Genomic DNA, 25264 nt, shown 5'->3' with positions numbered 1-25264 from the left:
AATGAATAATGAAGCGAGTTCTCAGGTGGCAGTTAGGAAGATACATGCGAATGCAACAAAGGATTTTTTTGTCACTATGATAACTCGCGATATTTCTCTAAGGGACTGCATATTTGATCTGCTAGACAACTCTATAGACGGAGCCCGGCGTGGCCATATGCCGGGTGATAAACAAAGTCTTGCTAGTTATGAAATCAATTTAGCTTGGCGGAATGATTTTTTTTCGATAGAAGACAATTGCGGAGGTATCCGCCTGAGTGATGCTATTGATTACGCTTTCCACTTTGGCCGAAGAATAGATGCGCCCGCAGAGACTAAGGGGGGGATTGGTCTTTACGGTATAGGTATGAAGCGTGCCATTTTCAAACTGGGGCAGATGTGCCGGGTGACAAGCCACGCTAGTGATGCATCGTTCCAGGTAATAATTGACGTTGCGGAGTGGGAAAAATCAGTTGATTGGGATTTTGACTATGTCGATATTCCTGTGGTTGAGCAGAAGGGATCGAAAATTGAGGTTCAATCGCTGAATGCGGGGGTCAGCAGTATTCTTAACGACCCTTCATTCGAAACGCAGTTTATTCGCGATGTTGCCAGAGACTACGCTTTCTTTATTGCACAGGGGCTTAGAATCCGCGTTAACAATACGTTGGTCCCGGCGTACAAATATGTTTTGAAGCAGTCGGACGAGTTAAGGCCGTTCGTTGAGTCTTATGACGATGCAGGTGTCCGCGTAAGAATACTTGCTGGTTTGGCTGAAGAGCTTCCTGGTGATATTCCGGATGATCTCAGGCCAGACAAAGTAGAGCAGTTCGGCTGGTTCGTAATTTGTAATGGCCGCGTGGTCTTGGCTGCGGACAAAACAGAGAAAACTATTTGGGGCGTGGATGGCTTCAATGTCTGGCATCCTCAGTACAACGGCTTTGCAGGGTATTTGTTTTTCGAAACGTCCGACCAGCGGGCGCTTCCGTGGACTACGACTAAGCGTGAACTGGACGTGTCTAATGCTTTGTACAGACGTGCATTAGTTAAAATGAAAAATGTCTCCAGATTATTTATGGAGTACACAAATAGGCGCAAGTCTGATCCCGATAAAGCGCGTACTGCGGAAAGCAGTAGCAAGAAGGTGGACATCGGCACGCTAGTTGTCGCTCAACCTCTGCTTTTGCCCAGAGTCGACGTGGTTCAGCGCCCGGATCTTGTAAATATTGCTTATAAGCGAGATCGGAAAGAGGTGGAAGCCGTTAAAGATCATATTGGTAATGCTGGGATGTCACTCAAGGATCTGGGGGCGTACACCTTTGAATACTATAAAGCTGTGGAAATGGGTCAATGAGCGCGCCATCTTTCCAGCGTTTTGACTACGTGTTGCGAACTAACAAGGCAATTGAACGAAAGCTCTTTTTTGATGTCGTTTATTCTGCAAAAAAAGAATTCAAGCTTTCTGCTCAGTGGTACCTTGGGTTCGGTTCGATGTGGTTCAACGATTTTAAAATTGCTCACAGACTTCTTCATCTTGATGACATGATATCTATTGAGCATGAGCCTCATGCGGCAAGAGCGGAATTTAATCGCCCGTTTTCTACCATCAAGGTTATCGGTGGTGAGAGTGGCGAAGTTCTTGAAAATAGAGTCAACGCAGCGTTGTGGACCCGCCCTTTGGTTGCTTGGCTTGATTATGACGGCCGTTTGAACGAGTCAGTGGTTTTAGATCTATCTACCTTATTGCAGAAATCGGCTAGAGATTCCATTGTTGCTGTAACTGTTAATGGCGCTCGAGGCACCTATCGGCCCAAGCCAACGTCGTTTGTTTCTGGCTCGACTTCTTCGCGGAACGGAGCCGGCGTCGTCGCTGCCTTTTTGGGTATCAGCTCTGCTCCGAAAGAGTTTTTGGATGCTGCAAGTGCTCCTGGTCCTACAGGAGATGTAAGTGATAATGACTTTCCGAGATTTTTAGGGTCTTATATCCTTAATTATATGTGGCATACCGTGGTTTCACTCGCTCGCAAAGACGCTGATGGAGAATTTGGTTTCAAGCCTTTGTTCTTAATGCACCACAAGGACAACGCGGACATGGTGACAGTGGGGGGCGCAATAATCTCTGAGGCGAGCCGTAAAAAGTGGGATGAGATGTTCAAGGCTCATACAGGACTGTCGGATGAGAAATCGGACGTTAAATATTGTGTGATGGATTTGGCTCCAGTGACGTTGAGGGAAAAAATTACATTAGATCGTCATCTGCCTAACTCGCTTTCGGTGGAGGAATACGAACAAGCAGTTATCTCAGAAGGAGTGAGGCTCGAAGTAGCCGAGGTGGAAAAATATAGAAAGTTTTATCGGCAGTTTCCGCTGTTCATGGAAGCTAGTTATTAGCGTAACGGTTTAGATCCTAGATAAATCCATCTAGATCCTCGCGAGTGAGCACGCCGAGGCGATGGCCCCACGACGCGACCAACTCAACAACTGCCGTTGCCTCACTAGGAAAGGCAAATAGCAGCTCCGCCTCGAACTGATTGAGGACCTCTAGCGGCTCGGACGCGGCCACCAGCCGTTGCTGCAGCTGTTCGAAGAGGCTGGGGGTGGTGGTCTCCATGCCAGCAGTCTACGGCCACCTGTCTCACGCCCTGAGACGGTGCTGCCGATACTGCGGGCATGGACAGATCCCAGCTTCGAACCCACCTCGACAACCTGGACGCGGCCGTGCCGGCGCTGCTGGCAAACAGCCCCGACCGTTGCCACTTCTGGCAAGCGTTTGCCGGCATGGCGGATGTCGTCGGCGACGGTGCCGTCACGGGGGAGGATGCCCAATTCGTCTCCCGGCGGCTCGATGAGATCCTGGCCTGGCATGGCCTGGAGAACAGCGACCGCGACTGCTGAGGGTCCGCCATGTGCTACTCCGCTGAGATCCAGGCCGACTACCGAAAGCTGGTGCGCAACTTCGGGGCGATCATGTCGATCGAGGAGTTCTCCAAGCTGTGGCTTCGGCAGGGCGAGGCGGAGAAGCGGCCCAAGACCCCGAAGGCAATGGACGATGCATTTCGCGCGGGCGGGGAGGGCGGCGTGGCCGCGATCGCCGCAGAGCTTGCCGTATGGGACGCCGAGGACACGCAGGCCCTGGAACAGGAACTGTTCAAGCAGGCCCGACGCCTGGCAGATGCAGAGCGGGTGCTGGCCAGCGCCAAGCCGACCAAGAAGGCGGCGAACGACCAGCGCATCGCCACGACCAAGATCGAGCAGATCAAGGGCCGCATCGCTGACCTGCAGCGGACCGAACCAAAGGCGCGGGATTACCGCATCTTCCCCGGCTACTACGCGCCGGTGATCATCTCCGAGGGCGCCCAGCGCGTCATCAAGCCGATGCGGTACCAGTGCCGTCCGGCCGGCAAGCCGCCGATCTACGACACGAAATACCCGGGCACCTACAACGCCCGGCGGGACAGCCTTCAGGGGTTCTGGCGCGAGCAGTTCGGCTATACCCACGGCCTGCTGGTCGTCGGCAGGTTCTACGAGAACGTGGAAGGGCCGGACGGCAAAAATCGCGTGGTGCAGTTCCAGCCAAGCGACCGCGAGCCAATGCTGGTGGCCTGCCTGTGGTCCCGCTGGACAGATCCCGCCGGCGAGCAGCCGGACCTGCTGAGCTTCGCCGCCATCACCGACGAGCCGGAGCCCGAGGTGGCCGCAGTGGGACACGATCGGACCATCATCAACATCAAGCCCGAGCACGTCGACGCCTGGCTCAATCCGGATCCGGCCAACCTTCAGGCGCTGCAGGCGATTTTCGACGACAAGCGGCACCCGTACTACGAGCATCGGCTAGCAGCGTGACCAGCAACAGCCACCAACAGGATAGATAAGCCATGCCATCCCGATCTGCGCACCGCGCCGCTCTCCGGCGATCTCAGGAGCCGAATGTCATTGCTCCAGCAGGCATTACGCTGCCAGATCTACCCAACCGTATGAATTGGCACAACCCCGTGATAGGAGATCGCACCGATCGCGATCGTTGGGACGTGCTGAATGTAGGGCCTAGTGGCGCGGTTGTAGTTGCATCAGTACACCGCGGGGAGCAGCACTATGCCGACGTGTTTCTTCCAATCCCCGGAAGCCCGCTCGTACCCGCGCCGCGCACGTTGCCGATCGTTCAGGCTTTCGAGGTTGCGGCAGAGTTCGCGCGAACCATAGCAAAGTAGTCGCTCACCGCGCTGTCCTGCCAAATGGACGAGGGCTGCCGGTCAGCTGCAGCGGTTTAGCGTCTTGGCTTGACTTTTCTAGAGCGCCGAGTGTCTTGGTAGCGCACTCCTATCTCAGTGACAAGGTAGCCGGGCCGCTTCCAATCCTCCAGGCTGAACGTCCAGCAGTCTTTCAACAGACTTGGATGCGTGTGCACGTATGGCAGCCCGTCGCGCTCAACGAAGCAGCTGTACCGGTCATGGTAGGTGCGGATAACCACAGCATGCCGACCTTGCTCTGTGCGAATTGTTCCGCAGACTTCTGCGCGCAGGTTCGCTGTGAATTTGTTCAGCCTTGGTGCTATGCGGAGGATGAAGGCATCCATCGTCTCCCCTGGTTGAGAGAGTTCGACTGACAGCTGCGTCACCCGTGGATCGGCGTTTGCTGGTGTGATCCAAACGGCGCAGGCCCATGCCAAAAGCTTGAGCCAAATTTGCACCAGTGCCAGCTTTTCATGCCGCGTCAGAGCCTTCTGTTTCATTCGCGCTTTCTCCAAGTGACTCAGAGAAAGGCTTAGGGATCAGTTACTTAGATTTGCGGTTCGGGATTGAAAATCCCCGTGTCGGCGGTTCGATTCCGTCCTCGGCCACCATTTCCAAGCCTTCGATCGCAAGGCTTCCCGGCAATCGCCGGATGTGCAATCTCCTCCCGTTTTTATTGATGCCACGTTGCAGCGATTGCTGCAGGTGGATGTGCTGCGTCTGCCGGCAGACCTGTCGCATGCGGCTGGACGAATTGCCGTGTCGCTCTGCGCTGTCACGCCAGCGTCCGGGCGCTGCCGGTTGCGTCCCCAAGGAGGCCCGGCAGCGTGCGCCGGGGGGGAGTAAAGGAAATGACTGCATTTGCGCGCGCCCGGCCGGGTCGCGGCGGTTTTTTCCACGTCGTCTTCAACTGCACGTGGCGATACTTCCGCGCATGACGCACAAAACACTTCGACGCACGTTGATTCACGGGTACTGCGGTGAGTTCCGCGTGGAAACGATGGAAAGTCAGGCCCCTGGACAGACGCAGTGGTCGTCGACGGCGTTCGTGTATCACCGCGACCGCGCCTCGCCGATCGCCACGATCGAAGGTGCGGGGCAGGGCGAATACCGCGGTGATGCGCGCGAGCAGGCGCTGCGTGTGGGCTCCTGCCTGGCCGAGTTTCTGGACCCGAAGGAATATCGCCGCTGACGTCTGACGTCCGGCGCCGGCAGTGCGGCAGACGTGTTCGCATCATCGAGCCGGCGGCCATGCGATTGAGTGCCGGTGTGATGCAATGGACTGCAATCGCCCATGCAGACGCGATCTCACGCAGTGCACCACCGGCCGGCCGAGCTGGATCGCCGCGTATGCTGGCGTCCCATGCACATGAAGGAACGGCAATGACAACGCGATACTGGTGGTTGGCCCTGACACTGGCAGCCGTTGCGCCGTGCGGCGCAGCGACGCTGCCTGCTGCTGCGTCCAGGCTGCTGCCGTCCGGGCAAACGGTCATCGGCCTTGCCGAGGCGGATCTGAGCGGAGATGGGCGGCCGGATTATGTGGTGGCCCTGCGCGCCGCCACAGAAGATGCACGCAAGGCAGACGGCGCCCCGGCGCCGGCGCGAACCCTGCTGGTCGTGATGGCGACCGCCGATGGCGGCTTTGCGATCGCCGGGCGCAATACGCGGGTGATCTTCAAGGCCGACGAAGGCGGGCAGTGCGATCCGTTTCTGGATGGCGAAGACGGCCTGGTGGCCAAGGGCGCCTACTTCACCGTGCAAAATGGCGTGGCCTGCGGCCAGCACTGGACCGACTACATCACGTTCCGCTATGACCGTGCGCGTGGCGGGGTGTTCTTCCACAAGCGTGTGCTGGAAGGCTGGGAGATGAACTCGGACGACTCGCCCGATGCCGACGCGCTGCGCATGAGCGAGCACAAGGAGATCAAGGCCGATCCGCGCAAGCCGATCGCCCTGTCTGCCTATAACCCTGCAGTCGAGTGAAGCGGCAGGCCGCTTAGCCGCCTGCCGGCCACCAGTTGTCCATGTTGCGCCGGTAGACGAACAGTCGCGGCGCCTTGGCCACCTGGGCGGCGGCCTGGCGCTCGCCGGCGACCAGCGAAAACCCGATGTCCGCCAGCATGCGCGAGAGCGCGTTGGCATTGCCGCGGCCCGGGTCGCTGATGACGATCTCGCACGAGGGCTTGGCCAACGCAGGGATCAGGGTGGCCAGCATGGTGGCGTGGCGGCTCTCGTAGAGCACGTCGCTGGCGATGATCATGTCGAACCGGCCCATGTTCAGCGCGCCGGCGTCCCAGTCGAGCCGGCGATACGGCACCGAGTCCAGCGAGTTGAGCGCAGCGTTGTACGCCAGAAACACCTCGGCCAGCGGGTGATGGTCGCTGGCGACCACGTCGGCGCCGCGCCTGCGCAACACCAGGCTGGCCAGCCCCAGGCCGCAACCGAGTTCGAGAATGCGCTTGCCGTCGATCGGGCGCGTGGCCATCGCTTCGGCCAGCAGTCGACCCGCAGGCCAGACCTGTCCGAACAGGCTCCATTGCGCCGAAGAGATGCCCGCATCGGACGCACTCTCGTCCGGATCGGCGTATTGCTGCTTATCGGCAAGTGCGCGGATGACGTAGGTCAGTTGCCCGAAGGTCAATTCGTGAATCTGGGTCTGGTAGCCCGGCATGGTGGCATCGCATGGTCGCCAGAACCTGCGCTGGCTGGAAGGACGCGCGCAACGGCGCCAGAACGGCCGAATGAAGCGCAGGAGCTGCTTGCTGCCTCCGCATGCTACGGCAAAACCGCCGATGCGCCTGCCTGCCACGGACGGCCTGTCGCGCCACCATTAACCTGCTTTCGGCAAGCGACGGCGCAGGCAATGGCTCACAGCTGCGCGCGTGCCTGCACGCCGGTGCCTGCGGCGGTGGGCGCCATCGCGTTTCGTCGGTTGACCGGGCCGTGCACGGACCATGGCTGGATGTGCCGGCGATGCGGGCACGGGGCTGCTGGTGGCCGCTGCGGCGGGCATCGACGTGGTGTCAACGCAGGCGCCGCATCGGCACGTGCTGCGTCAGGCGGGTTGGGTTGCGTCGGCGGGCGCGGCCGTACGGGAAAGGCTCATGGATGTGAGGGATCAGCTCACCGGCCCCAACTAGACTGTCGCCACGGGAATGGCCCCGCGGAGAACATGCACTTGAACGATCCTGGGTACGGAGAGCCACGGGCGCCTCACATCGGCGAATCACGCAGTCTTCCGGTCGAGAAACATCGCTCGGATATCTTCTTTGCGGCGGTGGAGACCACGCGGATGCCGATGACGGTGACCGACCCGCACCTGCCGGACAATCCGATCGTGTTCGCCAACCGCGCATTCCTGGAAATGACCGGGTATTCGGCAGAGGAGATCATCGGCAACAACTGCCGCTTCCTGCAGGGGCCGGAGACCGACCGCTCCAGCATCGACGATGTCCGCGAATCGATCGAAAACCGGCGCGAATTCGCCACCGAAGTGCTGAATTACCGCAAGGACGGTTCGTCGTTCTGGAATGCGCTGTTCGTTTCGCCAGTGTTCGACGAGAGCGGCCGTCTGGTGTATTTCTTCGGCTCGCAGCTGGATGTGAGCCGTCGCCGCGATGCCGAGGACGCCTTGCGCCAGGCGCAGAAGATGGAAGCGCTGGGGCAGCTGACCGGCGGCATTGCGCACGATTTCAACAATCTGTTGCAGGTGATGGCCGGCCACCTGGAAGTGATCCAGATGATGGCCAACAAGGGCGGCGACAACGCGCAGCGCATCGCCTTCAGTGCCGAGCACGCGGCTGCGGCAGCCGCCAAGGCGGCCACGCTCACGCAGCAACTGCTGGCGTTTTCGCGCAAGCAGAAGTTGCGCGGGCGGGTGGTGAACCTCAACGGTCTGGTGTCGGGCATGAACAACATGGCCGAGCGCGTGCTGGGCGGCGGCATCACCATGCAGCAGTCGCTGGACGAGCGGCTGTGGAATTGCCAGATCGATACCACGCAGGCCGAAGTGGCGTTGTTGAACGTGTTGATCAACGCGCGCGATGCGATGGCGCAGGTCGAGCGCAAGCAGGTCACGGTGCAGACGCAGAATGTGGAAATCACCAGCCACGATCTGGCGATGTATCACCAGCTGGCACCGGGCCGTTATGTGAGCCTTGCGGTGAGCGATACCGGTTCGGGCATGCCGCCGGATGTCGCCAGCCGGGTCATGGAGCCGTTCTTCACCACCAAGGACGAAGGGCAGGGCACAGGCCTGGGCCTGTCGATGGTGTACGGCTTCGTCAAGCAATCCGGCGGCACCGTGCGCATCTCCAGCGAAGTGGGCGAGGGCACTACGGTGCGGCTGTACTTTCCCGCTTCCAGCGAGTTCGAGAACGAGCTGCAGGCGGCCAAGGGCCGCGCGATCGACAAGGGCGGCAGCGAGACCATCCTGATCGTGGAAGACAAGCCGGATGTGGCGGTGGTGGCGCAGATGTTCCTGGAAGATGCCGGTTACCGCATCCTGACCGCAGCCAGCGGACGGGAGGCGGTCGAGGTGCTGGAACAGCATCCGGAGGTGGACGCAGTGTTTACCGATCTGATCATGCCCGGCGGCATGAATGGCGTGGTGCTGGCACGCGAGGCGCGGCGCATGCTGCCCAGGGTCAAGGTCCTGCTGACCACCGGCTATGCCGATGCCAGCATCGAGCGCACCGACGTCGGCGGTGCGGAATTTGACGTCGTCAACAAGCCGTACACGCAGAAGGAACTGCTCAAGCGGATCCGCATGCTGCTGGATGGACCCACCGGCGTCGGCTGAGCTGCGCGCATCCGGGCATCGCGGTGCCCGGATGTCGGTTGCAGCTGGTCGGCGATCGTGCAGTGTCGCTGCACTGCCGGGGATGCGCTGCGCCAGGCGTATCCCGCTCAGGAACGGTCAGCCAGTTGTAGCGAGCAATCCTTCTGCTTGGGTAAACGGCGCAGGATCCGCAAGGCACACGCGATGCACGCCGATGCCATGCACCGGCCGGCCCTGCCCGGCACGAGCGCAGTCGTCGGTGGGCGGCGGCGAGTCCTGGTGCGCTTACTCTTCGCGCATCGGCGCGACATAGCCGTCGGGCTTGTCGGCATTGCGCTCGAACAGGAACTTCTGCAACTCGGCCTCGAGAAACGCGCGGTGCTTGGGGTCGCGTGGCGAGAGCCGGTTCTCGTTGATCAGCATGGTCTGATGCGCCAGCCACGCCTGCCATGCGCTCTTGCCGATCTGCGCGAACACGCGCTGGCCGAGCTCGCCGGGATACGGCACAAAATCCAGGCCTTCGGTGTCGCATTGCTGGTACTGGCAGAACACGGTGCGGGACATGCGGATTCCTTTGAGTGCGCGCCTAGAGGGCGTCGAGCAGTTTGCGGATCGGCGCCGGCAAGCCCAGCGATGCGAGATCGGCGCGGGCGACCCAGCGCAGATCGTCATTGTCGCGTACCACCGGGCGCAGCGCGACCTTGCGGATGCGCAAGGGCTGCAGATGCAGGCGGTAATGGCTGAAGGTGTGCACGATCAGCGGCATTTCGTCGGCGCGGTCGTAGTTGCCGTCGATATGTGCCGCGAACCAGGCGCGCATGCCGCCATCGGTCTCGGCCTGCGGCAGCGTCCACAGCGAGGCCCAGATGCCGGTTGGCGGGCGGCGCTGCAGCAGGATCTGCCTGTCCGCGTTTTCCAGCAGCAAGGCGGTGGCTTCGCGCTCGGGCAATGCCTTGCCGGGCTTGGGCGTGGGCAGTGCGTCCACCAGGCCATCGCGGCGCGCGGCGCAAGCGTCCTGCAGCGGGCACAGCACGCAGGCCGGTCTGGCGCGCGTACATAGCGTGGCGCCGAAATCCATCTGCGCCTGCGTGTAGTCGGCCAGGCGGCCGGCCGGCACGTGCGCCACATGCGTCGTGGCCAGCTGCCATAACTGTTTTTCGATCATCGGCAGGCCGGGATAGCCGGCGATGCCGTGGAAGCGCGTCAGCACGCGCTTGACGTTGCCGTCCATGATCGCGAAGCGGTCGTTCCAGGCCTGGCTGAGGATCGCGCCCGCAGTGCTGCGGCCGATGCCGGGCAAGGCGAGCAAGGCATCGACATCGCGTGGCAGTTCGCCATCGTGCAGGGCCAGGCATTGTTTGGCGGCCGCGTGCAGATTGCGTGCGCGTGCGTAGTAGCCCAGCCCGGCCCAATGCGCCATCACGCTGTCGTTGTCGGCTGCGGCCAGATCGGCCAGGGTCGGAAAGCGGGCGACGAACTTCTGGAAATACGGAATGACCACCGCGACCTGGGTCTGCTGCAGCATGATTTCCGACAGCCACACCCGGTACGGCGCACGTGGATGCTGCCAGGGCAGGTCGTGGCGGCCGTGGCCGTCGAACCAGTGCAGCAGGCGGTCGACGAAAGCGTCAGCGGTGGCAGTGGCGTGGTCGGCTGGCATAGGTTCTGCTGGCGATGGAGGGCAAAGGGCTTCAGGGCGGGGCCGGGCCGGCGGCTTGTGCTGCGCCGGTGCCGCTCAGTGCAGCGGAAAGGCCAGTCCGGCCAGGCGCTGTTCGCAGAAAACGCCTTCATCGCCAGGGCCGTGCGGCGCGGCCGGTGCATGGTAGTAGACCGCCGCGGGAGTGGCGCGGGCCTGTCTGCGCAGCGCCGCCGGCAGGGGTTGGGCAAACTCCAGTACACGTTTGGCACGCGACCAGTCGCCCGACATCTGCCGCACCGTGCAGCCTGCCTGCAGCGCCTGGCTGCATAGCGGCTGCAGATGCGGGCAGGCGCGTTCCACTCAGCTGCCCAAGGCTTCCGGCAACAGGGCATCGACGAAGGCGACCGGGTCGAACACACGCAGGTCTTCCGGGCGTTCGCCGATGCCGGCGAAGCGGATCGGAATATTGAACTCGCGGGCCAGGGCGAACACTACGCCGCCCTTGGCGGTGCCATCGAGCTTGGTCACGACCAGGCCGGTGACGCCGACCGCGGCATGGAACTGACGCAGCTGCGAAATGGCGTTCTGCCCGGTGGTGCCGTCGATGACCATCAGCACTTCGTGCGGCGCGGCGGCATCGATCTTGCCGAGTACGCGGCGGATCTTGCCCAGCTCGTTCATCAGCCCGGTCTGGGTGTGCAGGCGGCCGGCGGTGTCGGCGATCAAGACCTCGGTGCCGCGCGCCTTGGCGGCCTGCAGGGCGTCGAACGCCACCGAGGCGGCGTCGGCGTTTTGCCCCTGCGCAATCACGGCCACGCCGTTGCGATCGCCCCAGGCCTGCAGCTGCGCCACCGCGGCGGCGCGGAAGGTGTCGCCGGCTGCCAGCATCAGGCTGTTGCCGTCGTCCTTGAAGCGCTTGGCCAGCTTGCCGATGGTGGTGGTCTTGCCGACGCCGTTGACGCCGACGGTGAGCACCACGAAGGGCTTGGCCGCGCGGTCGATGACCAGCGGCTTGGAAACCGGCTGCAGCAGCGCGATGAGATCGGCGCGCAAGGCCTTGAACATCGCCTGCGCATCGACGAACTCGCGCGACTTCATGCGCTTGCGCAGCCCTTCGACCAGGGCGGTGGTGGCGCCGATGCCAACGTCGGCGGTGATCAGCGCGGTTTCGATCTCGTCGAGCAGGTCGTCGTCGAGCTTGGGGTTGCGCGAGAACAGACCGCCGAAACTGCGCGCGAAGCTGCTGTTGCGCAGGCGATCGCGCCAGCCCGGTTTGCCGGCCGGGGCGGCCGGTAGCGCATCGCGCTGGCCGACGATGCTGTCGTTGTCGGAACTGGCCGGCACTGGGGCGCTGATCACGGCCGGGGCGACCACAATGGGGGCGGCCGCGGGCGGCGGGGCGACGACCGGCGTCGCTGCGGGCGCAGCGGGTGTGGCGGCAGGCGCAACGACGGCGGGCGTGGCAGCGGGCACGCCGGTCGGCGGTGCGACTGCGGGCGTGGCATGTTGCGACGGCGTCGGTGCCGGCGTAGCTGCCGGTGGCAGGGGCGCGCTCTGTGGCTGTACGACTACCGGCGGCACCACCACTGCCGTGGTGGGGCTGGGCGTGGCAGCGGGCATCGGATCGGGCAGCGCCTGCAGGGCCGAAGGCGCTGGTGTTGCCGGCGGTGTGGGTGCGCTGGGGACTGCGGCAACGCTCTGCGCCTGACCGGCCCGCGCGGCGATGTCCTGCGCATGCTGTTCGGCCGGTGCGGCGGCGGGCGGCGTTGCGGCCGGCGTTGGCGCTACCGGTTCGCTGCTAACGGGTGCGGCAGGCGCAGGCGATGCCGTCGTTGCCGCCGCGCCGGGTTCGGCAGTGGGCATTGCCTCGACCGGCGACGCCGGGGTGGCAGCGGAGGGCGCGGTGGGGAATGCGGCTGCCAGTTCTTCCAGGCTATAGCGCGAGGTACGCGCGCTGTCGGGCGTGGTTGGCTTGTTACGGCGGAAAAAGCTGGCCATTGGCAACGCAGTAGGGGAAACCCGAAATTCTATCATCCGGGTCCTGGTTCGCCTTGACGCGCCCTTCAGCGCGGCCTTGGCCGGCACTGCCATGCGCGCTGCGACAGCGCCGCAACCACCCAGGCAAACCGCATTGCCACAGCACCGTCGATGCTGCCGAATTCGGCATTTGTGGCAGCGATGTGCCGGCGCGTGTCTGCGTGCCTACAGCTGGCCCTTGAGCGCACGGTAATCGCGCGGGGTCATGCCGACGGTTGCCTTGAACTGACGCGCGAACGCGCTCTGGTCGGCAAAGCCGCAACGTTGCCCGATGCTGGCGATGCTGTCGTCGCCGTACAGCAGCCGCATCGCCGATTCGATACGCAGCTTGGTCAGCAATTGCTGCGGGGTCACCTGGAAGACGCGGCGGAAATGCCGCTCCAGCTGCGCCACCGACAGGCCGGCCAGGTCGGCCAGGCTCTGCACGCGCAGGTTGTCGCCGAAGTTGGCCTGCATGTGATCCATCACCTGGCTCAGGCGCTCGTACGCCGAGTGCCGGCTGTCGGGCTGGCCCAGGTCGCGCGAAATGCCGACCACGCCGATCACCTCATTGGCCTCGCAAAGCGGGCGCTTGAAGGTCAGGCACCAGCCGGGCAGGCGGTTGGGATACAGATGCACCTCCAACTGGTTGTCGATGAGCTCGCCACACAGCACGCGGCGGTCCTGCATCATGTAGCTGCCGCCCAGCGGCAGCGGGAACACTTCCAGCGGCGAGCTGCCGATGATGTCGCTGCGCAGTTTGCGTCCGAGCCGGCGCACCAGCGTCAGGTTGCAATGGGTGTAGCGGCCCTCGCTGTCCTTGATGAAGAACACCACGTCCGGCAGCGCATCGAACAGCGTCTGCATTTCCAGCGCGGGAAGGTTGAGGTCCATCGGCGTCATGGTGGAGGTCACGATTGACGGCTGCACGAAAGGCGCGGCCCTGTATGGATCCTAGCGCAAACGCGGGGCCGTGAATCGGCTTGTCGATTGTGCGGATTTCCGCATTTGCAACTCGCATTGGACGCTAGTCGCCTGCCAGCCGGCAGTGGGAGCATGAGCCATGCACACGATCGACGTCATCGACTCCCATACGGCCGGCGAACCCACCCGCGTGGTCCTCTCCGGCTTCCCCGACCTGGGCGATGGCGATCTGGCGCAATGCCGCGAGCGGTTTCGCCGTGATTTCGACCCGTGGCGCAGCGCGATCGCCTGCGAACCGCGCGGCTCGGACACCATGGTCGGCGCCTTGCTGCTGCCGGCCCGCGACCCCGGCGCCTGCACCGGGGTGATCTTCTTCAACAACGTCGGCTACCTGGGCATGTGCGGGCACGGCACCATCGGGGTGGTGCGCACGCTGGCCGAGCTGGGGCGCATCGCGCCGGGCCGGCACCGCATCGAGACGCCGGTCGGCACGGTGGGCGTGGAACTGGCCGAAGACGGCACGGTGTCGGTGGACAATGTCGACAGCTATCGCGTCGCGACCGACGTGGAGGTGGACGTGCCCGGTCACGGGCCGGTACGCGGCGATGTGGCCTGGGGCGGCAACTGGTTCTTCATCACCGGGCAGGCGCCGTGTGCGCTGGAGCTGGCGCATCAGCGCGAACTGACCGCCTACACCGAGGCGATCCGGCTGGCGCTGGAAGCGGCCGGCATCACCGGCGAGGCCGGTGGCGAGATCGACCACATCGAAGTCAACGGCGCCGCACCCGACGGCAGCGGCGTGGCGCGCAACTTCGTGCTGTGCCCGGGCCTGGCCTACGACCGCTCGCCGTGCGGTACCGGCACCAGCGCCAAGCTGGCCTGCCTGGCCGCCGACGGCAAGCTGGCCGAAGGCGAGCGCTGGGTGCAGCAAGGCATCCTGGGCAGCGCCTTCGAAGGCAGCTATCGCCTCAGCGGGCGTGGCATTGCGCCACGCATCAGCGGGCAGGCCTACATCACCGCACGCACGCAGCTGCTGATCGACCCGGCCGACCCGTTCGCCTGGGGCATCGTGGCCTGATGGACGAGCAGCTGCGCGCGCAGGAGGGACACGCCGGCGCAGCGTCTGCCGCGGCCGCCCGCTTGCCCGATGCGTCGCTGGCCGCCGCGGATGCGCCAGCCACCGACACCCGCAACGTGCCGGCCGCTGCCGGTACGCGACGCAGTTACGACCTGATCGTGGTGGGCGCGGGCATCGTCGGGGCGGCCTGCGCCGAGGCGGCGGCCGGCGAAGGGCTGCGGGTGGCGATCGTCGAGCCGGGGCCGATCGGCGGCGGTTCCACCGCCGCGGCGATGGGGCACCTGGTGGCGATGGACGACGACCCGGCCGAGCTGGCGTTGTCGGCGTACTCGCTGCGGCTGTGGGAGCGGTTCGCACAACTAAGCGAAGCCGAGTTCAGCCGCTGCGGCACGCTGTGGGTGGCGCGCGATGCGCGTGAACTGGCGGCGGTGCCGGCCAAGATCGCGCGGCTGGCGGCGGCCGGTCTGCAGGCCGATGCCATCGCTGCCAGCCAGTTGTATGCGCTGGAGCCGCACCTGGTGCCGGGCCTGGCCGGCGGCATGCGCGTGCCCGGCGAGGCCGTGGTGTATCCGCCGCGGGTGGCGCGGCATCTGGTGAGCCTGGCCTGCAAGGCCGGCGCGCAGCTGTTTGCCGGCCGCAGGGTGGAGCAGTTGCAGGCGCAGGGGGTGCGTCTGGACGATGGCCAGCTGTTGGCGGGGCCGGTACTGGTCGCCAGCGGCGTGGCCTTGCCGCAGCTGTTGCCCGAGCTGGCGCTGCGCCCGCGCAAGGGCCATCTGGTCATCACCGACCGGCATCCTGGTTTGATCCGGCATCAGCTACTGGAACTGGGCTATGCCGATTCGGCGCATGGCGCCGACGCCACCAGCGTGGCGTTCAATGTGCAGCCGCGGCCGACCGGGCAGATCCTGATCGGTTCCTCGCGCCAGTTCGGCGAGCACGACCGCGCGCTGTCGCTGCCGGTGCTGCAGCAGATGCTGCAGCGCGCCTTCGCGTACCTGCCGGTGCTGCGCGAGTTGCAGGCGATCCGGGTGTGGGCCGGGCTGCGCCCGGCGACCCCGGACGGGCGCCCGTATCTCGGGGCGGTGCCCGGGCGGCGCGATGTCTGGGTGGCCGCCGGTCACGAGGGGCTGGGCGTCACCACGGCGCTGGGGAGCGCCCGGGTGATCGTGGACAGCCTGCTCGGGCGCACGCCGGCCATCGACCCCAGCCCGTACGCACCGGCACGCGCCGTGCACGGTGCCGCCGCATGAGCGCGACGGTGCGCCTGCACGTGGATGCGCAAGCGGTCGAAGTGCCGGCCGGCGCCAGCGTGGCCGCGGCGGTGGCGCAGGCGACGCTGCAGTTCCGGCAATCGTGCAGCGGCCAGCCGCGCGCGCCGTTGTGCGGCATGGGCGTGTGTTTCGAATGCCGGGTGCGCATCGACGGCATCGGCCAGCAACGTGCCTGCCTGGTGGATGCGCGCGACGGCATGCAGGTACGCACCGATGGCTGAGCGGGTGCAGCATTTCGATGTGCTGGTGATCGGCGCCGGCCCGGCCGGCCTGGCGGCGGCGCAGGCCGCGGCCAGTCATGGCATGCGCGTGGGCGTGGTCGACATGCAGCCGCGTGCCGGCGGGCAGGTGTGGCGCAGCGACCTGCTGCATGGCGCGCCCGCCGATGCGCGCACGCTGTTGCAGCAGGTGCAGGGCGCTGCGTCGATCACGCTGCTGACGCGCACGCAGATCCTGCTGGCGCAGCCGGGCTGGCTGTTGGCCGATGGCCCGGACGGTTCCCTGCAGCTGCATTACGCCGCCCTGGTACTGGCCACCGGCGCACGCGAACTGCTGCTGCCGTTCCCCGGCTGGACCTTGCCCGGCGTGACCGGCGCCGGCGCGGCGCAGGCGCTGGCCAAACAGGGCTGGCCGCTGGCCGGCACGCGCGTGGTCGTCGCCGGCAGCGGCCCGCTGCTGCTGGCCAGTGCGGCCACGCTGCAACGGCATGGCGCACGGGTGCTCGGTATTCACGAACAGACGTCGGCAGCCGCGTTGCGGCAGTTTGCGCTGCAGCTGTGGCGCTGGCCGGGCAAGGCGGCGCAGGCGGTGGCGTTGCGCCTGCAATTGCGCGCGGTGGCCTATCGCGCCGGCAGCATCGTGGTTGCCGCGCACGGCGACACGCAACTGCGCGAGATCGACATCGAAGGCCCTGCCGGTCGCGTCCGTATCGCCTGCGATCACTTGGCGGTGGGCTATGGCCTGGTGCCGAACACCGAGCTTGCACAGCTGCTCGGCTGCCGGCTGGACGCATGCGGCGCGCATCAACAGGTGCAGGTGGATGCGCTGCTGCGCACCAGCGTGCCCCAGGTGTTTGCGGCGGGCGAAGCCTGCGGCATCGGCGGGCGCGATTGCGCGCTGGTCGAAGGTGCGATGGCCGGGCATATGGCTGCCGACGCACCGGACGCCGCGCTGCGGCTGCAGCCGCGGCGGCGTGCCGCGCGTGCGTTTGCCGAATTAGTGCAACAGCAATTCGCTCTTGATCCACGCATCCGCACGCTGGCCCGGCCCGACACGCTGGTATGCCGCTGCGAAGACGTGCCGCTGGCTGCGCTGGACAACTTCGACGATGCACGCGACGCCAAGCTCGCTTCGCGCTGCGGCATGGGCGCCTGCCAGGGCCGCATCTGCGGCACCGCGCTGGCCGAACTGGGGCGCTGCCCGCCCGCGCTTTCCACCGACGCCGGCCGCCGGCCGCCGTTGTTCCCGGTCCGCCTCGCGGCGCTGGCCGACCCGTTCACTTCCGACTCGCAAGGGAATCATCCATGAGTATTGCTGCGTTCTGGCACGGCGTGTTGCCGGCCATCACCACCCCGTTCACCGCCTCCGGCGAGATCGACCACGCCTTCCTGGGCAAGCACGCCAATCAACTGGTGGACGCCGGCTGCACCGCGATCGTGCCGCTGGGTTCGCTGGGCGAAGCGGCTACCTTGAGCGTGGAGGACAAGATCGCCGTGCTCAAGACGCTGATCAGCGCATTGAACGGCCGCGTGCCGGTGGTGCCGGGCATCGCCAGCCTGGCCACCGGTGAGGCGGTGGCGCTGGCCAAGGCGGCCAAGGAGCTCGGTTGCGGCGGGCTGATGGTGTTGCCGCCCTACGTCTACTCCACCGACTGGCGCGAGATGGGCGCGCATGTGCGCGCGGTGATCGCCGCGACCGACCTGCCGGTGATCCTGTACAACAACCCGGTGGCCTACAAGACCGACTTCGGCCCGGCCCAGATTGCCGAGCTGGCCGCCGAATTCCCCAACCTGCAGGCAGTGAAGGAGTCCTCGGGCGATGTGCGCCGCTTCGCCGCGCTGCAGGAATTGCTGGGCGACCGCCTGGCGCTGCTGGTCGGCATGGACGATGCCATCGTCGAAGGCCTGAGCATGGGCGCCAAGGGCTGGATTGCCGGGCTGGTCAACGCCTACCCGAAGGAATCGGTGCGCCTGTTCGAACTCGCGCGCGATGGCGGCTACCCGGCGGCCAAGGAACTCTACGACTGGTTCCTGCCGCTGCTGCGCCTGGATACCGTGCCCAAGTTCGTGCAGTTGATCAAACTGGTGCAGGAAAAGGTGGGCCTGGGCAGCGAGCGCGTGCGCGCCCCGCGGCTGGTGGTCGACGGTGCCGAACGCGAAGCGGCGCTCAAGGTCATCGATCACGCCATCGCCACTGCGCCCACACTGTCCTGACGATGAGGTCTCGCCGCACGTCCCTGGATACGCGACGCGCACGGAGTCATGCGCGCATGGGGTGGCCGGTGTAGCGAGACGCGGGTCGCCGAGGGTGTCGCATCAACATGGCATCCTCGGCGTTTTTTGGTCGGCCGCTGCCGCATGGCGTGCAGCGGCCGTCCTCATGTAACCGAAGGTGCCGCAATGAACGAGACGCTCCACTCCACCTCCAGACAGCAGGCCGAGGTATTGCTGGCCGGGCAGTGGCAACCTAGCCGCGCCGCCACCGGCAGCTTCCGTGCCGCCGACCCGGCCACGGGCGAGGCGATCGGGCCGCAGTTTCCGGTCAGCGGTGCGGAGGATGTCGAAACCGCGATTGCGGCAGCGCAAGCGGTTGCAGCAGAGCTTGCGGCGGCGCCGGTCGAAAGGATCGCCGCATTCCTGGACGCCTATGCCGACGCGCTGGATGCCGATGCCGACACCCTGGTGGCGCTGGCCCATGCAGAAACCGCATTGCCGGCACCCACGCGCTTGCGCGGCAACGAACTGCCGCGCACCAGCGGGCAGTTGCGTCAGGCCGCACAGGCGGTGCGCAGCTATAGCTGGACCCAGCCCATCATCGACACCGCTGCCGACCTGCGTTCGCATCTGGCGCCGTTGGGCAAGCCGGTGGTGGTGTTTGGCCCGAACAATTTCCCGTTCGCCTTCAATGCGATTGCCGGCAGCGATTTCGCCTCGGCCATTGCCGCGCGCAATCCGGTGATCGCCAAGGCGCATCCGCTGCATCCGGCCACCAGCCAGCGCATGGCACAACTCGCGCACACAGCCTTGCTCGCGGCGGGCCTGCCGGCTGCGGCGGTGCAGTTGCTGTATCACGTCGACAACGCGACCGGCCTGCGACTGGCCGGCGATGCGCGGCTGGGGGCGATCGGCTTCACCGGTAGCCGTGCCGGCGGGCTGGCGCTGAAGGCCGCCGCCGATGCGGCCGGCGTGCCGTTCTATGCCGAGCTGTCCAGCGTCAACCCGGTGTTCCTGCTGCCGGGCGCCCTGGCCGAACGCGGTGCCGCGCTGGCGCAGGAATTCTTCTCCTCGTGCACCCTGGGCAGTGGCCAGTTCTGCACCAATCCGGGGGTGGTGGTGGTGCCGCAGGGCGAAGCCGGCGATGCCTTCGTGGCCGCGACCACGGCGCATTTCGAGGCCGCCCTGCCGATGGTGCTGTTCTCCGGATCCGGGGTGGAAGGCGTGCAACGCGGTGTGGCGGCCCTGCGCGCTGCCGGTGCCGCGCTGCTGGCCGGTGGACATACCGGCGAAGACGGCTATCGCTACGCGCCGACCTTGCTGAGCGTGGATGCGCAGGCATTTCTCGCCAATCCGCATGCACTGCAGACCGAGGCCTTCGGCCCGGTGAGCCTGCTGGTGCGTGCGCGTGACCTCGCGCAGATGACGCAGCTTGCCGCGGCATTCGAAGGCAACCTCACCGGCACCTTGTATCGTGCAGCCGATGGCAGCGACGATGCGGCCTGGCAGGCCATCGCCCCGGTGCTGCGGGCGCGGGTGGGGCGGTTGATCAACAGCAAGATGCCGACCGGCGTGGCGGTGAGTGCGGCGCAGAATCACGGCGGGCCATTCCCCAGCACCGGGCATCCGGGCTTCACCGCGGTGGGCATGCCCGGTTCCATCCGCCGCTTTGCCGCCTTGCACAGCTACGACGCGGTGCCGGACGCGTTGCTGCCGGCCGAGTTGCGCCAGCGCAATCCGGGCGGGGCGGCGCGTCTGGTCGATGGGCAATGGAGCACCGCCGATCTTGGAGGGGGCACATGAGCGGCCAAATCGGCGGGCTGTCGCTGGAGCAGGCGCGCGCGCAACTGGCGCCGTGGACGCAACGCGCCGCGCCGATCGCCGTGGGCGAATACGCACAGCGCATCGAACGCGCGCGCCGCCTGATGACTGCGCACGGCGTGGATGCGCTGTTGATCGGCGCCGGTACTTCGCTGCGCTATTTCACCGGCGTGCCGTGGGGCGCGAGCGAGCGCCTGGTCGCGCTGCTGCTCACGCTGGACGGCGACCCGGTGCTGATCTGCCCCGCGTTCGAGGAAGGCTCGCTGGATGCGGTGTTGAAGATTCCGGTCGCCAAGTATCTGTGGGAGGAACACGAGGACCCGTACGCGCTGGTGGTGCAGGTGATGGACGACCGCCACGCGCATGCACTGGCGCTGGATCCGGGCATCGCCTTTGCCGTGCACACCGGCCTGCGCGCGCACCTGGGCACGGCCATCCGCGATGCCGGGGCCATCATCGATGGCTGCCGCATGTGCAAGTCGCCGGCCGAGCTGGCGCTGATGCAGCAGGCCTGCGACATGACCCTGCTGGTGCAGCGGCTGGCTGCCGGCATCGCGCAGGAAGGCATCGGCACCGACCAGTTGGTGCGCTTCATCGACGAGGCGCATCGCGCGCTGGGCGCGGACAACGGCTCGAGCTTCTGCATCGTGCAGTTCGGCCATGCCACCGCATTCCCGCATGGCATTCCCGGCGTGCAGCACCTGCGCGCCGGCGAGCTGGTGCTGATCGACACCGGCTGCACCGTGCAGGGCTACCACTCCGACATCACCCGCACCTGGATCTACGGCACGCCCAGTGACGCGCAACGGCGCATCTGGGACCTGGAACAGGCAGCGCAGGCGGCGGCATTTGTAGCGATCCGCCCGGCTGTTGCGTGCGAAGCAGTGGACCAGGCGGCGCGCAGCGTGCTGGAGGTGGCAGGGCTGGGCCCGGACTACCGCTTGCCCGGCCTGCCGCATCGCACCGGTCACGGCTGCGGGCTGGCGATCCACGAAGCGCCGTATCTGGTGCGCGGCAATGCGCAGCCGCTGCAGCCGGGCATGTGCGCCAGCAACGAGCCGATGATCGTGGTGCCCGGCGCGTTCGGCGTGCGCCTGGAAGACCATTTTCATGTCACCGATGCCGGCGCGCAGTGGTTTACGCCGCCGTCGCCGGCGATCGACCACCCCTTTGCATGAGCCTGTACAGGCCCACGCACGCGTAGGAGCGCACCCGGGCGCGACGGGCATTTCCGATAAAGCCCGACGGGCATTTCCGATAAAAAGCCGTCGCGCTCAGGCGCGCTCCTACCGCCGCCATTGCATCCTGGAGTCACTGCATGAACCACCTGCGTCCTGTCGCCATCGGCCTGCTGGCCGCCGCCCTGTTCACTGCCTGCAAGCCGGCGCCGCCTGCCGCAGAAACATCGGCTGCGGCCACGGCCGCGCCGACCGGCGAACAGGCCGCCAAGGCCTTCGATGCGCTGCTGGACAAGCAGTGGCAATACCACCTGCAGCACAACCCCGAGTTCGCCAGCATCATCGGCGACAAGCGGTACAACGACCGTTGGAGCGATTATTCGCTTCAGGCCGTGCAGGCCGAACGCAGCGCCACCGCCGAGCTGCTCACGCAATTCGAAGCGATCGATAGCAAGACGCTGGACGAGCAGCGCCAGCTCAGCCTGCAGATGATGCTCGGCCAGCTGCGTGACACGCTGGAAGGCATCGACCTGAAGACCTACGCGATGCCGCTGGAGCCGATCGGCGGCATCCAGCTGGGGCTGGCCGGTTACGGCGATGCGTTTCCGTTCGAGAACGCCAAGGATTACCAGGACTACATCAAGCGCCTGCAGACGATTCCGACGGTGATCGACCAGGTGATCGCGGTGTCGCGCCAGGGCGCGAAGGACGGCCTGGTGCAGCCGCGTTATCTGCTGGAGCGCCTGCCCGAGCAGATCGACAAGATCGCCGCGCTGACCGACGAGCAGAGCCCGTTCGCCTCGCCGCTGAAAAAACTCGATGCCGCGGTGCCGGCCGACCAGCGCGCCGCGCTGCGCGCGCAGTTGCTGGCCGCGATCGCGCAGCAGGTGCGCCCGGCCTACGCCAAGCTGGCCGCGTTCGTGCGCGACGAATACGCCGCGCAAGGGCGCGCGCAGGAAGGGCTGTGGTCGCTGCCCGATGGCGAGCGCCGCTATCGCTATGCCATCCATACCCAGACCACCACCGACATGGCGCCGGAGCAGATCCATCAGATCGGCCTGAAGGAAGTGGCGCGCATCGAAGGCGAGATGACGGTGATCGCCAAGGCACAGGGCTTTGCCGACCTGGCCAGCTTCCGCAAGGCGGTGGACACCGACAAGCGCCACTTCGCCAGTTCCGGCGAGCAGATCCTGCAGCAGTACCGCGATTACATCGCCGCGATGCAGCCGGAGCTGCCCAAGCTGTTCGGCCACTTGCCCAAGACCGCGCTGGAGGTACAGGCGATGCCCGCATTCCGGCGCAGCGCGCCCGGCGCCGAATACTGGCAGAGCAATCCGGAAGGCACCAAGCCGGCGATCGTGAAGGTCAACACCAGCGACTTCGCCAGCCGCACGCTGGTCAATATCGAAACCACCGCCTATCACGAGGGCGTGCCGGGCCATCACCTGCAGATCTCGCTTGCGCAGACGCTGCCATTGCCGCCGTTCCGGCAGCAGGCCGGCTACAACGCCTATATCGAGGGCTGGGCGCTGTATGCCGAGCGGCTGGGCAAGGAGATCGGTTTCTTCAAGGACCCGTACAACGACTACGGCCGGCTGTCGGGCGAGCTGTTGCGCGCCAATCGCCTGGTGCTCGACACCGGCGTGCATTACAAGCGCTGGAACCGCCAGCAGATGGTGGATTTCTTCCACGCGCATCCGTCCGACGACGAGCCCAGCATCCAGTCCGAAACCGATCGCTATATCGTCTGGCCGGGCCAGGCCCTGGGTTACAAACTGGGGCAGCTGCAGATTCTTGCGCTGCGTGCGGAGGCGGAAAAAGAACTCGGCGACCGCTTCGATGTGCGCGCCTTCCACGATGCGGTGCTCGGCGGCGGCGCCATGCCGCTGGCGATGCTGCAGCAGCGCGTGCGCCAGTGGATCGCGCAGGCCAAGGCGGCGCCGGAGGCACGCGGATGAGGACCATCACCGTCTGGCGCGCGAGCGCATTGGGTGTGCTGATTGCTGCCAGCCTGGGCGGCACCGCAATGCAGGCGCAGGCCGCAGCGCCGGCAGCAAGCACGCAGGACAGTGCAGCGGCACGCTTCAAGGCCTTGTATACGCGCGAATGGCGCTGGCGCCAGGCGCAGTTGTCCGGCGCCGTGGATGAAGACAATCAGGCCACCCAGGACAGGCAGTCCGACCATCTGCCCAAGGTCGATGTGGCCACCCAGAACCTGCGTACCGCGTACTGGCAACAGGCCTTGAAGGAACTGGATGCGATTCCGGCAGCGCAGTTGCCGGCCGAAGATCAGGTGAGCTACCAGGTGTACCGGCAGCAGCTGCTGGTGCTGCTGGACCAGCAGCATTTCCGCGCCTGGGAAATGCCGTTCAACAGCGACTCGGCGTTCTGGAGCGACCTGGGCTTCAACGCGGAGGTCAAGCTGCGCACGCGCGAGGACTACCAGCGCTATCTGAAGATGCTGGCCGATATCCCGCGCTATTTCGCCGAGCACACCGACAACATGCGTGCCGGCCTGGCGCGTGGTTTCAGCCAGCCCCGGGTGACCCTGACCGGGCGCGACCAGTCCATTGCCGACGTGGTGCAGGCAAAGGGCGAGACCAATCCGTTCTACGCACCGTTCAAGCAGATGCCGGCGACGCTGCCTGCCGACGTGCAGGCGCAATTGCGGCAGCAGGCGGTCAACACCATCGATACGCAGGTGCTGCCCGCCTACGCCAAGCTGCTGGACTTCATCCGCAACGAATACCAGCCACGCGCGCGCACCACGCTGGCCGGCGAAGCCCTGCCGGATGGGCAGGCGTACTACCGCGCGCAGATCCGCGAGTTCACCACGCTCGATCTCAGCCCCGAGCAGATCCATCGGATCGGCCTGCAGGAAGTGGCCAAGCTGCGCACGCAGATGGATCAGACCATCGCCGCCAGCGGCTTCAAGGCGCCGGCCGGGCAGGCGGTGTTTCCGGCCTTCCTGCAGTTCCTGCGCAGCGACCCGCAGTTCTATGCCAAGACGCCGGAACAGTTGCTCAAGCAGGCCGCCTGGATCGCCAAGCGCGTGGACGCCAAGGTGGGCGATTACATCGGCCGGCTGCCGCGGCGACGCTTCGCGATCGAGCCGGTACCGCCGGACCTGGCGCCGTTCTACACCGGCGGCCGTGGCGGCCCCGGCATCTACCTGGTCAACACCTACAACCTGCCATCGCGGCCGCTGTACAACCTGACCGCGTTGACGCTGCACGAGTCCTCGCCCGGCCACGCGCTGCAGATGCCGCTGGCGGCCGAGGCGCAGGGGCTGCCGGAGTTTCGCCGCTACGCCTACATCTCTGCCTACGGTGAAGGCTGGGCGCTGTATTCGGAGTACCTGGGCCAGGAAATGGGCATGTACGACACGCCCTACGATCGCTTCGGCTATCTGACCTACCAGATGTGGCGCGCCTGCCGCCTGGTGATCGACACCGGCATCCACCACCAGGGCTGGACGCGCGCGCAGGCGCAGGCCTACCTGCGCGACAACACCGCCCTGAGCGAGCATGAAGTCACCACCGAGGTGGACCGCTACATCGCCTGGCCGGGGCAGGCGTTGTCCTACTACCTGGGCGAGTTGAAGATCCTGGAACTGCGGCGCAAGGCCGAAGCCGCCCTGGGCGAAAAATTCGACCTGCGCCATTTCCACGATGCGGTGCTGCAGACCGGCTCGGTGCCGCTGCCGGTGCTGGAAGCGCGCATCGACCGCTTCATCGCCGACGGGGGTGTCTCGCCCTATGCGGACGGCACCGCGGCAGATACCGCCGATGCAGGGACGGGGGCGGCTGCCGATGACTGAGTGCGGCCAGTTGCGCCTGCATCCGTTTGCCGGACCTGTGTTGCTGCCGTCGTACAGGACCACCGACGCGCGATCGCAGAACCACTGACCGCCA

24 protein-coding genes are annotated in these 25264 nt (G+C 65.6%); 16 read left to right on the top strand and 8 right to left on the bottom strand.

From position 1 onward, the window contains the following. The first annotated feature begins 1 nt into the window (after position 1). Together EO174_RS15670 and EO174_RS15665 are read left to right on the top strand one after the other, a co-directional pair. A complete protein-coding gene (locus EO174_RS15670; protein ID WP_126945688.1) occupies positions 2–1333 on the top strand; it encodes an ATP-binding protein in 1332 nt (443 codons plus the stop codon). After that, positions 1330–2370, top strand: coding sequence for an O-methyltransferase (locus EO174_RS15665; protein WP_126945685.1), 1041 nt, complete (start codon positions 1330–1332; stop codon positions 2368–2370). Before EO174_RS15670 ends, EO174_RS15665 begins: the two co-directional genes overlap by 4 nt. A gap of 16 nt (positions 2371–2386) precedes the next feature. Here EO174_RS15665 and EO174_RS15660 read toward each other — a convergent pair whose 3' ends face one another. After that, positions 2387–2590 carry a hypothetical protein gene (locus EO174_RS15660; protein ID WP_126945682.1) on the bottom strand — a complete coding sequence of 68 codons (204 nt, stop codon included), beginning with the start codon at positions 2588–2590 and terminating at the stop codon, positions 2387–2389. A 59-nt stretch (positions 2591–2649) separates the two neighbouring features. On the opposite strand from EO174_RS15660, the gene EO174_RS15655 reads away from it, so the two are divergent. Both EO174_RS15655 and EO174_RS15650 read left to right on the top strand, forming a co-directional pair. Continuing rightward, positions 2650–2874, top strand: coding sequence for a hypothetical protein (locus tag EO174_RS15655; protein WP_126945679.1), 225 nt, complete (start codon positions 2650–2652; stop codon positions 2872–2874). 9 nt (positions 2875–2883) lie between these two features. Continuing rightward, positions 2884–3822: an SOS response-associated peptidase family protein gene (locus tag EO174_RS15650; RefSeq protein ID WP_126945676.1), complete on the top strand. Its 939-nt coding sequence runs from the start codon at positions 2884–2886 to the stop codon at positions 3820–3822. Between the two features lie 421 nt (positions 3823–4243). Here the strand turns inward: EO174_RS15650 and EO174_RS15640 are convergent, their stop codons facing one another. Continuing rightward, positions 4244–4708: a hypothetical protein gene (locus tag EO174_RS15640; RefSeq protein ID WP_126945673.1), complete on the bottom strand. Its 465-nt coding sequence runs from the start codon at positions 4706–4708 to the stop codon at positions 4244–4246. A 434-nt stretch (positions 4709–5142) separates the two neighbouring features. On the opposite strand from EO174_RS15640, the gene EO174_RS15630 reads away from it, so the two are divergent. Together EO174_RS15630 and EO174_RS15625 are read left to right on the top strand one after the other, a co-directional pair. Beyond that, on the top strand, positions 5143–5400 hold the full coding sequence (locus tag EO174_RS15630; protein ID WP_104582079.1) for a hypothetical protein: 258 nt from the start codon (positions 5143–5145) through the stop codon (positions 5398–5400). A gap of 191 nt (positions 5401–5591) precedes the next feature. Then, positions 5592–6194, top strand: coding sequence for a hypothetical protein (locus EO174_RS15625; protein WP_104647963.1), 603 nt, complete (start codon positions 5592–5594; stop codon positions 6192–6194). Between the two features lie 13 nt (positions 6195–6207). On the opposite strand, the gene EO174_RS15620 is transcribed toward EO174_RS15625, so the two are convergent. Beyond that, positions 6208–6882 carry a methyltransferase domain-containing protein gene (locus EO174_RS15620; RefSeq protein ID WP_126945671.1) on the bottom strand — a complete coding sequence of 225 codons (675 nt, stop codon included), beginning with the start codon at positions 6880–6882 and terminating at the stop codon, positions 6208–6210. 507 nt (positions 6883–7389) lie between these two features. Here EO174_RS15620 and EO174_RS15615 point away from each other — a divergent pair. Continuing rightward, positions 7390–9012: a hybrid sensor histidine kinase/response regulator gene (locus EO174_RS15615; RefSeq protein ID WP_126945668.1), complete on the top strand. Its 1623-nt coding sequence runs from the start codon at positions 7390–7392 to the stop codon at positions 9010–9012. Between the two features lie 264 nt (positions 9013–9276). Here EO174_RS15615 and EO174_RS15610 read toward each other — a convergent pair whose 3' ends face one another. The 5 genes from EO174_RS15610 to EO174_RS15590 all read right to left on the bottom strand — a co-directional run bounded on the left by EO174_RS15610 (position 9277) and on the right by EO174_RS15590 (position 13549). Further along, a complete protein-coding gene (locus EO174_RS15610; RefSeq protein ID WP_104647961.1) occupies positions 9277–9555 on the bottom strand; it encodes an oxidative damage protection protein in 279 nt (92 codons plus the stop codon). A gap of 22 nt (positions 9556–9577) precedes the next feature. Continuing rightward, complete coding sequence (gene mutY, locus EO174_RS15605; protein WP_126945665.1) at positions 9578–10651, bottom strand: A/G-specific adenine glycosylase; 1074 nt, start codon at positions 10649–10651, stop codon at positions 9578–9580. Between the two features lie 75 nt (positions 10652–10726). Further along, positions 10727–10918: a hypothetical protein gene (locus EO174_RS15600; protein WP_241240020.1), complete on the bottom strand. Its 192-nt coding sequence runs from the start codon at positions 10916–10918 to the stop codon at positions 10727–10729. A gap of 72 nt (positions 10919–10990) precedes the next feature. Continuing rightward, positions 10991–12628: a signal recognition particle-docking protein FtsY gene (gene ftsY, locus EO174_RS15595; RefSeq protein ID WP_164739125.1), complete on the bottom strand. Its 1638-nt coding sequence runs from the start codon at positions 12626–12628 to the stop codon at positions 10991–10993. Between the two features lie 204 nt (positions 12629–12832). After that, complete coding sequence (locus EO174_RS15590; RefSeq protein WP_104582088.1) at positions 12833–13549, bottom strand: AraC family transcriptional regulator; 717 nt, start codon at positions 13547–13549, stop codon at positions 12833–12835. Between the two features lie 160 nt (positions 13550–13709). On the opposite strand from EO174_RS15590, the gene EO174_RS15585 reads away from it, so the two are divergent. The 9 genes from EO174_RS15585 to EO174_RS15545 all read left to right on the top strand — a co-directional run bounded on the left by EO174_RS15585 (position 13710) and on the right by EO174_RS15545 (position 25170). Next, positions 13710–14648 (top strand): proline racemase family protein, encoded by a 939-nt coding sequence (locus tag EO174_RS15585; protein ID WP_126945655.1) that lies wholly within the window; start codon positions 13710–13712, stop codon positions 14646–14648. Then, on the top strand, positions 14648–15898 hold the full coding sequence (locus EO174_RS15580) for an FAD-dependent oxidoreductase (protein ID WP_126945652.1): 1251 nt from the start codon (positions 14648–14650) through the stop codon (positions 15896–15898). The genes EO174_RS15585 and EO174_RS15580 overlap by 1 nt, the downstream gene beginning before the upstream one ends. Next, positions 15895–16140: a 2Fe-2S iron-sulfur cluster-binding protein gene (locus tag EO174_RS15575; RefSeq protein WP_024937895.1), complete on the top strand. Its 246-nt coding sequence runs from the start codon at positions 15895–15897 to the stop codon at positions 16138–16140. Before EO174_RS15580 ends, EO174_RS15575 begins: the two co-directional genes overlap by 4 nt. Beyond that, positions 16133–17446 carry an FAD/NAD(P)-binding oxidoreductase gene (locus EO174_RS15570; RefSeq protein ID WP_126945649.1) on the top strand — a complete coding sequence of 438 codons (1314 nt, stop codon included), beginning with the start codon at positions 16133–16135 and terminating at the stop codon, positions 17444–17446. The genes EO174_RS15575 and EO174_RS15570 overlap by 8 nt, the downstream gene beginning before the upstream one ends. Then, positions 17443–18351, top strand: coding sequence for a dihydrodipicolinate synthase family protein (locus tag EO174_RS15565; protein WP_104582093.1), 909 nt, complete (start codon positions 17443–17445; stop codon positions 18349–18351). The genes EO174_RS15570 and EO174_RS15565 overlap by 4 nt, the downstream gene beginning before the upstream one ends. A 186-nt stretch (positions 18352–18537) precedes the next feature. Continuing rightward, positions 18538–20154, top strand: a complete 1617-nt coding sequence (locus tag EO174_RS15560) for an aldehyde dehydrogenase family protein (protein WP_126945646.1) — start codon at positions 18538–18540, stop codon at positions 20152–20154. Then, positions 20151–21350, top strand: a complete 1200-nt coding sequence (locus EO174_RS15555; RefSeq protein ID WP_126945643.1) for a Xaa-Pro peptidase family protein — start codon at positions 20151–20153, stop codon at positions 21348–21350. The genes EO174_RS15560 and EO174_RS15555 overlap by 4 nt, the downstream gene beginning before the upstream one ends. 140 nt (positions 21351–21490) lie before the next feature. Then, positions 21491–23308, top strand: a complete 1818-nt coding sequence (locus tag EO174_RS15550; protein ID WP_164740230.1) for a DUF885 family protein — start codon at positions 21491–21493, stop codon at positions 23306–23308. Further along, positions 23305–25170, top strand: coding sequence for a DUF885 family protein (locus tag EO174_RS15545; RefSeq protein WP_164740229.1), 1866 nt, complete (start codon positions 23305–23307; stop codon positions 25168–25170). Before EO174_RS15550 ends, EO174_RS15545 begins: the two co-directional genes overlap by 4 nt. The last annotated feature ends 94 nt before the right edge of the window (positions 25171–25264 follow it).

It is taken from the genome of Xanthomonas sp. BRIP62418 (genome assembly GCF_003993495.1).
Lineage (GTDB): Bacteria > Pseudomonadota > Gammaproteobacteria > Xanthomonadales > Xanthomonadaceae > Xanthomonas > Xanthomonas euroxanthea.
This window is presented reverse-complemented; position numbering and strand designations above follow the sequence as displayed.